General features: G+C 64.5%; 7 protein-coding genes. 2 read left to right on the top strand and 5 right to left on the bottom strand.

Translation table 11 applies throughout. From position 1 onward, the window contains the following. The 4 genes from VFJ08_RS03010 to VFJ08_RS02995 form a co-directional block, all read right to left on the bottom strand. A partial coding sequence (locus VFJ08_RS03010; RefSeq protein ID WP_324995020.1) for a phosphogluconate dehydrogenase C-terminal domain-containing protein occupies positions 1-803 on the bottom strand: 803 nt, incomplete at its 3' end. Then, positions 800-1,600 (bottom strand): sugar phosphate isomerase/epimerase family protein, encoded by an 801-nt coding sequence (locus tag VFJ08_RS03005; RefSeq protein WP_324995018.1) that lies wholly within the window; start codon positions 1,598-1,600, stop codon positions 800-802. The genes VFJ08_RS03005 and VFJ08_RS03010, both read right to left, overlap by 4 nt. 163 nt (positions 1,601-1,763) lie before the next feature. Next, entirely contained in the window at positions 1,764-2,966 is a 1,203-nt protein-coding gene (locus VFJ08_RS03000; RefSeq protein WP_324995017.1) for a hypothetical protein, read from the bottom strand. Then, positions 2,959-3,690, bottom strand: a complete 732-nt coding sequence (locus VFJ08_RS02995) for a hypothetical protein (RefSeq protein ID WP_324995015.1) — start codon at positions 3,688-3,690, stop codon at positions 2,959-2,961. The genes VFJ08_RS03000 and VFJ08_RS02995 overlap by 8 nt, the downstream gene beginning before the upstream one ends. 178 nt (positions 3,691-3,868) lie before the next feature. On the opposite strand from VFJ08_RS02995, the gene VFJ08_RS02990 reads away from it, so the two are divergent. Then, positions 3,869-4,921, top strand: a complete 1,053-nt coding sequence (locus VFJ08_RS02990; RefSeq protein WP_324995013.1) for a Gfo/Idh/MocA family oxidoreductase — start codon at positions 3,869-3,871, stop codon at positions 4,919-4,921. 18 nt (positions 4,922-4,939) lie between these two features. Here the strand turns inward: VFJ08_RS02990 and VFJ08_RS02985 are convergent, their stop codons facing one another. Then, positions 4,940-5,509, bottom strand: a complete 570-nt coding sequence (locus VFJ08_RS02985) for a helix-turn-helix domain-containing protein (RefSeq protein WP_324995011.1) — start codon at positions 5,507-5,509, stop codon at positions 4,940-4,942. Positions 5,510-5,621: 112 nt separating this feature from the next. On the opposite strand from VFJ08_RS02985, the gene VFJ08_RS02980 reads away from it, so the two are divergent. Then, the gene (locus tag VFJ08_RS02980; protein ID WP_324995008.1) at positions 5,622-6,809 is read left to right on the top strand and encodes a benzoate/H(+) symporter BenE family transporter; all 1,188 of its coding nucleotides are present in this window, start codon (positions 5,622-5,624) and stop codon (positions 6,807-6,809) included. Positions 6,810-6,947: the final 138 nt, after the last annotated feature.

Raw genomic sequence — 6,947 nt, 5'->3', positions numbered from 1 at the left:
TCCGCCTGATCGAAGATCTTTTTCCAGTCCGGCTTGATGATGGCGTCGCGGCCGTAGTCGATGGCGACCATGCAGGCATCCGAGAACGGATTGGTGCTCTTGAAGGCCACCGCCAACGCGATCTGAATATGCCCGTAGAGCATGGCCTCGGCGGCTTCGCGCGGCATGCCGGTGCGTTCCACGGTCTCGTCTAGCGCTTCCTTCATGAAGGTGCCGAGCATGCAGGTCACGGTCTCGACCAGGGTGGGTTCGAGATAGGCCAGCTGGGTCACCGTTACCCAATGCACGGTGTCGACCGGGCCGTACATCACGCGGATCACCGGTTCGAGCACGGCTTTCTCGGCATCGCTGCCGTCATCGAAGGCGGCGGCCACCGATTGGGTCGCGGCCACACCGCCAAAGGCATCCGCGGATTCCGCGTCGGTCCGGCGATCGAGAAACACCGATGGGTGACAGGGATGGGCCACGGCATAGCGGATGTCGTCGCGCTGGTGCAGCACGTTGGCATAGGCCGCGGCCGGATCGAGGGTGAGCAGGGTCGCCCCGGCGCGCATTTTCGGCACCAGCTCGGCGGTCACCGAAGCGAGCGCGATATCGGGCACGGCGAGGATGACCAGATCGCAGTCCGCGATTACGACGCGGATATCGCTGGCCTCGCGACCCTCGGCGGCCAGGCGTTCGCGGGCGGCCGGAGCGGTTTCGCAGTAGTGGACCCGGTAGTCGGATGCGGCCAGGTTGGCGCCGATCCGCATCCCCATCTTGCCGCCCGCGCCGACCAGGGCGATCTGCCGATAATCGTTCATGATTCGATGCTCCTGAGAATATTCATGCTGTGACGCGTCCACTCGGCTTCGACGGCCGCCGTGCGCTCGGCGTCTTGCTGCCAGTCGAGCCAGTGCTCGACGATTAGATTGATGCCGCGCTCCACGGGCTTGACACGTTCGAGCATCGCGCCGAAGGGCAGCAGGCCTTCGCCCAGCGGGCAGCCGAGCAGCCGAAAGCCGACCCAGCCGTCAGCCCGCGTGAAGCGGAAATCCTTAATATGCAGATTCGTCACGCGGTCGGCGGTTCGCTCGATCACGTCGTCGGGCATCTCCAGGGCCGCCACGCAGTTGGCCGGGTCGAGGCAGACGCCGATACGGGGATGATCGAGCGCTTCGATGACGGCCATGAGGGTGGCGACGGCGACCTGTTCATAGGTCTCCAGGGCCAGCGTGACTCCTTGGCGCGCCAGCCGCGGGGCGATCTCGCGCAGCCTGGCCTCAGCCTCGGCCGCCGTGGATTGGGATTCGGCATCGTTGAACATCGAGCGCAGGAGCGAGACATCCAGTACTTCGGCGATATCCAGATAGCGCGTCAGTTTCTCCGGCGTCAGGCCACGCGTTCCGAGTTCAAGCGTGATGCCCAGCTCCCGGGCCCGCCGATGCAGCGCTTCCAACTGGTCCGTCGAAAAGTTTTCGATGGCCGGATAGTCACAAATCTGAAACACGGTCCCGCCGAGGGTGGCGGTTTCCTGCAGCATGTCGGCGAGCGTCATGGGCTCGTGCACGTGCCGCGATCCTCGCCACGTGAAGGCGTAGGTGCTCAATCCGATCTTCATGGATGACTCGATGCCGGCGCCAGGCGCCAGACCGCTTTGTAAATGGTTCGCTTTTCCAACTCGTGCTCGTTCGTCGTCTCGGCCATGTACGCCTCGGCCAGCGCTCCGGGTGATCATTGCGCCTAATAGTATTGGTATGATGAGTATACCTTGATAATGCGCCTTAAGTTGAATGACGATCAACCGACTGGTATGGCAGCTCGACTCGTGCCACCGCGTAGGGCGCGAGCGTCAACGGCGTATCGCCTTGCGGCTCAAGCCGGTCGAGCGGCCAGTCATCAGGCGCGACGCAGGCCAGATCGGTGTTTTCATCGAGGACGGCGGCTCGATATGAGTCAGCGATGTGCACAGCGCGCGTATGGACCGTAAGATTGGCGAGCCATAATTCGGCTCGCCCGTCATCGCGAACCCAGCCCAGCGCCGCAAGGTCATCGATATCGCTAATGCCGGCCAGCGCCTGGCGCCCGGCGCCGGCGCCCATCCCCCGAAGTACGTCGAAGATCGGATAACGGGTGGTTGCATCGGCGATCGGAAACGGCTTGCCGATAGCGGAAAGCGTGAGGCCGTCGACCCGGCCGATGGTTTGCGCCATATAACCGAGCGACCAAGCCGCGGCGAACAGGCCACGCTGGCGCGGGTCGTTGTCGCTCAGGGTGACGCGTTCGCTCTCGGCGTTCGGTGTCAGCGTGCCGCCGTAGGGATTGGTCCAGGCGCCGATCGCGCTGGTGGTCACATGGTAGGGTACGTCCGGCGCCAGCGCGCGGGCCGAGGCGAAGACATGCGGCAGGCTTTCCAGGCTCTCCATGACCGAGAGATCGTCGGCGGCGTGTACGACCGGCGACGTGGCATGGGTGAGGAAGTCGATGGCGACCGGGTCGGGCCGGCAGCGGTTGAGTTCGGTGAAATAGGTTGGGAAGCCGCCGCCCAGGCGCATCGTCGGCCAGATTTCGCGGCCCAGTGCCCGCAATTCCTCTGGCGAGATGGTGGTCGGCCAGTCGCCATCGGGCTGATAGCTGGCGAGATAGGCCGCCGGCGTCAGCAGCATACCGGCCAATTCGATCGCGGCGCTGTTCAGGCGATGGGCCAGGGTTTTGAGTGCCGCGCCCGGCTGCGTGTCCGGCGTGATCGCGTACAGCCAGACCGGCAGGGCCCGCCGACGACACAGCGACAACGTCTCCTCGAGGCGGTCGAGGTTTTCGGGCTGGCGCAGATCCACCAGCATGTCCACGTGATTCGGGTCCAGCCGCTCGAACTGGCTGACCAGCGTGGCCGCCGGCTCCAGCCGATCGGTCCAGAGCCCGACGCCCAACGGTGGCAGCCGGCAGCCATCGGTCTTGCGGACCGACACGCTGACAGCATCAGGCATGGGCGCTCCCTTCGGCGTTGGTCTCGATCGTTAGGCTCACCCGCTGTTCGACGCATTCGCCGGCTTCCAGCCGATACGGCGATGGCCAGGCCAGCGGCCGGTTGTAGATCTTGAGCGAGGCATCGGACCAGTTGCGCTGATCTTCCATCTCGAAGACATCGCCTTCGAGGTCGAGCGTCATGTCCAGCGCCGGGGTCGGGGCGAGCCGTAGACGGCGGATCGAGAAGAACGGCTGCGACGGGCTGATGCGTTCATCGAGCCGGCCGGCCTCCTCGCTGCCGTCGTCGTGAATCACCGTGGCGGCACGCCCGATCACGTGGGCCAGGGGCAGTAGGACGACCAGCCCGCTGCGACAGGTTTCGAATGGTTGTTCGGCGGCCAGGCGTAGTCTGGCCTCCAGCCGTGTCTCGGCGACGGATAGAGTCAGTACCGTGCTCAGAATAGAATCGCCTTGATTTACCAAGTGGCTTTCCTGGCGGAGCTCGATCGCCGAATCGCGGCGGGTCACGTCCGAAGCGGCGGTCGAGAGGCGGCACGTGCCCCAGCGGGCATCGCGAATGACCGTCGAAAGCCCGCGCAGGGTTTCGACGCCGTCGAATGCCAGCCGCCGTACCGCGCCGGCGTGCCAGAGCAGCGTAGTGCGTCCGATCGCAAGCGCTTGCGGCTCGGTTTCCGGTGCCGCCGTGCCATAGCGGCGGATCAGGGTTTGGGCGTCACAAGGCATCTGCCTGTCCTCGAAACAACGGCCGGAAAGCCGTGCCGGGCCGGCGTGTTGAGTCAAGATACGCCGTGCTAAAGTCGTCGACATTGCCACATTGGTATGATGACATCATCACTGTATTGGCGAAGCGACCGATGCGCCAGAGCCGGACTGTAGCCGGACTGTTTCGAGGAGAATCGCGTTGAACGGCGAAAAGAAAGAAAGCGTACTGAGCGGCGCCCTGATCGGCTGCGGCTTCTTTGCCCGCAACCAGATGCAGGCCTGGCGCGATTTGCCGGGGGCGAACATTGTGGCGGTCTGCGATCGGGTGCCAGCCAACGTCGCGCGTTTCCGGCAGGACTTCGATATAGCCGAGGGCTTTACCGATATCGAGGCGCTGTTCAACTCCTGCGATCTGGACTTTGTGGATATCGCAGCGCCCACCCCGGCCCATGCCGAATTGGTCGAGGCCGCGGCCCGGCACGGCGTGGATGTTATCTGTCAGAAGCCGTTCGCCGGACCGCTCGATATGGCCCGGGATCTGATCGTACAGTGCGAACAATCCGGCATCAGCCTGACCATTCACGAGAACTTCCGCTGGCAGAGCGCGATCCGCGAAGTCGTTCGCTTGGTCGCCGATGGCGCGATCGGCGAGCCGTTCTTCGGGCGGGTGAGTTATCGCAGCGGTTTCGATGTGTTCGCGAACCAGCCCTATCTGGCCGAACTGCCGCGATTCATCATTCAGGATTTGGGCATCCATGTGCTGGATATTGCCCGGGCACTGTTCGGCGACGTGGCCCGTCTATCCTGTGAGACCGCCCGGATCACCCCGAACATCAACGGCGAGGATACGGCCACGATCATGCTACGCCACGATCGGGGCACGACCTGTGTAGTCGATTGCAGCTACGCGAGCGTGCTCGCCGACGATCCCTTCCCGCAGAGCTTGATCGAAATCGACGGCGATCGCGGTTCGATCCGGCTGAAACAGGATTTCTCGCTCGAACTGCATCGGCCGGGCGAGGCCAAGGAATGCCGGGATGTCACGCCGGAGTCGCCGTCGTGGAGCGAACAACCCTGGGCCGTGATCCAGGAAAGCGTGGTGAATCTGCAGCGCGATTGGCTCGAGTGCCGGCGTGCCGGCCGTCCGGCCGCCACGCACGGCGCGGACAATTTCAATACGCTCGGGCTGGTCGAGGCGGCCTATCGCTCGGCGGAAACGGGCCGGACCGTCGTTCCGGAGCGCTGGCAATAGGTCATTTGGTGCCGTTTTTCATGACGCGTAGTGGATTAGATCGTGTGCGCGCACGGTTCGTGTGCCTGTGTTGCGATAGGTATGCGGCCGGTCGGCGGCGAACTGCAACGTGTCGCCGGGGCGCAGTACATAACGCGCCGCGCCGGTTTCGACGATCAGTTCACCATCGAGAACCACTATCTGCTCGGTCGTGCCGGCCGCGTGGGCGGATGACGTGCTGACCGCGCCGGGTTCGAATTCGACGGCGAACATTTCAAACCCCAGGCGCGCGTCGAAAGGAAACAGGGTACGCGTTTTCATTCCCGCCCGGTCGGCGTGCCAGTCGAAGGCGTTTTGCCGGTGCACCGAGGACCGGGGCCGCTCGTTTTGATCGTCGGCCAGGAAATGGGACAGCGCCATATCGAGGCCGGTGGCGATCTTCCAAAGCGTCGCGATCGTCGGGCTCGATTCCCCGCGCTCGATCTGGCCGAGCATGGCCTTGCTGATGCCGGTGCGTTGCGCCGTCCGGTCCAGGCTGAGGCCTTGAGCGCGCCGCAGTGTGCGTAGGCGAGCGCCGATCGAGGGCGTGGTAGCAGAGGCGTCGGGCATGCATCGGGACACGGTGGTGTTTCGCCCATCATAACCACTCGCGTCTGCGCCATTTCGTTTGGACTGCGTTGTGCGTTATAACGCACAAGGAACTGTTCTATCGCATAGCGCCATGGGTTTTGCCTCGAAACTGTCTGCTTGTTTACCGCCGGCGACCGCGGGTTTGGTCGCCGTACTGGTTGGCTATACCGGCGCGGCGATCATCGTCGTTCAGGCTTTTCAGGCCGCGGGTGCGGCGCCGGCCGTGATCGGTAGCTGGATGACCGTGCTCGGCCTGAGCATGGCCGTCAGCACGCTCGGGTTATCGTTGTGGTTTCGTCGGCCGATTCTGACCGCCTGGTCCACCCCCGGAGCGGCGCTTCTGGTGGTCGGCGTGCACGGGCATTCGATCGGCGAAACCGTAGCCGCCTTCATGTTCTGCGGCGCGTTGACCCTGATCTGCGGGCTGACCGGGGCGTTCGCACGGTTGATGGAACGCGTGCCGCGATCGCTGGCCTCGGCCATGCTGGCCGGCGTGTTGCTGGAGTTCGGTCTCGATGCGTTTTCCATTGGCGGTCACGATCGCTGGATCATGATCGCAGCGCTCGCCGCCTGGCTGCTCGGGCGTCGTCTCGTTCCGCGCTATGCCGTGCTCGTCATGCTTGTCGCCGGGGCTGCGGCGGCGACTGTCGAAGGTCATCTGTCGGTAACGGCGCTGGAGTGGCACATCGCCGCGCCGGCCCCGATCACACCGGCCTTTTCGATCAGTGCGATGCTGGGTATCGGCGTGCCCTTGTTCGTGGTCACCATGGCATCGCAGAATGCGCCCGGCGTGGCCATGCTGGAAAATGCCGGCTATCGACCTCCAATTTCGGCCATTCTGGTAGTGACCGGTGCGCTGACCATCCTGCTCGCGCCGTGGGGTGGCTTCGTGACTTGTTTGGCGGCGATCACGGCGGGTATCTGCCTGACGCGGGACGCGCATGAAGACCCGGAGCGCCGTTATCAAGCCACGGTGGCAGCCGGTATCGCCTATGCGGCGGCGGGGTTGTGCGGCGGCTCGATCGCGAGCGCGCTACAGGCGTTGCCGGCGGCTCTGGTCGCCGTTCTCGCGGGGCTGGCGCTGCTTCCGGCGATCGCGACCTCGCTGGCGTCGGCCATGAACGAGGCCAACAATCGCGAAGCGGCCGCACTCACGTTTCTCGTGACCGGTTCGGGGATTCATATCGCCGGCATCGGGGCGCCGTTCTGGGGGCTGCTGACCGGCACGCTCGCCATGATCGTCTGGCGTTACCGGCCGGTTCGGGTGCCCGGTCGCTGAGCGCCCGCAAGATCTCGTTAGGTTTTTGGCGCGCACGGTGGCGGCGGTCCACCGTCGTCCGGACTGGCACACATCGCCTGAATCAGCGACGATTGATATGCCCTATGACTATAAAACCGTCTATGTCGATCGGCGCTG

It is taken from the genome of Salinisphaera sp., assembly GCF_035690525.1.
GTDB lineage: Bacteria > Pseudomonadota > Gammaproteobacteria > Nevskiales > Salinisphaeraceae > Salinisphaera.
This window is presented reverse-complemented; position numbering and strand designations above follow the sequence as displayed.

Excerpts from the sequence above, each read along its gene's own strand:
- VFJ08_RS03005 (WP_324995018.1), bottom strand. The coding sequence starts at position 1,600 with ATGAAGATCGGATTGAGCACCTACGCCTTCACGTGGCGAGGATCGCGG.
- VFJ08_RS03000 (WP_324995017.1), bottom strand. The coding sequence starts at position 2,966 with ATGCCTGATGCTGTCAGCGTGTCGGTCCGCAAGACCGATGGCTGCCGG.
- VFJ08_RS02995 (WP_324995015.1), bottom strand. The coding sequence starts at position 3,690 with ATGCCTTGTGACGCCCAAACCCTGATCCGCCGCTATGGCACGGCGGCA.
- VFJ08_RS02985 (WP_324995011.1), bottom strand. The coding sequence starts at position 5,509 with ATGCCCGACGCCTCTGCTACCACGCCCTCGATCGGCGCTCGCCTACGC.
- VFJ08_RS02980 (WP_324995008.1), top strand. The coding sequence starts at position 5,622 with ATGGGTTTTGCCTCGAAACTGTCTGCTTGTTTACCGCCGGCGACCGCG.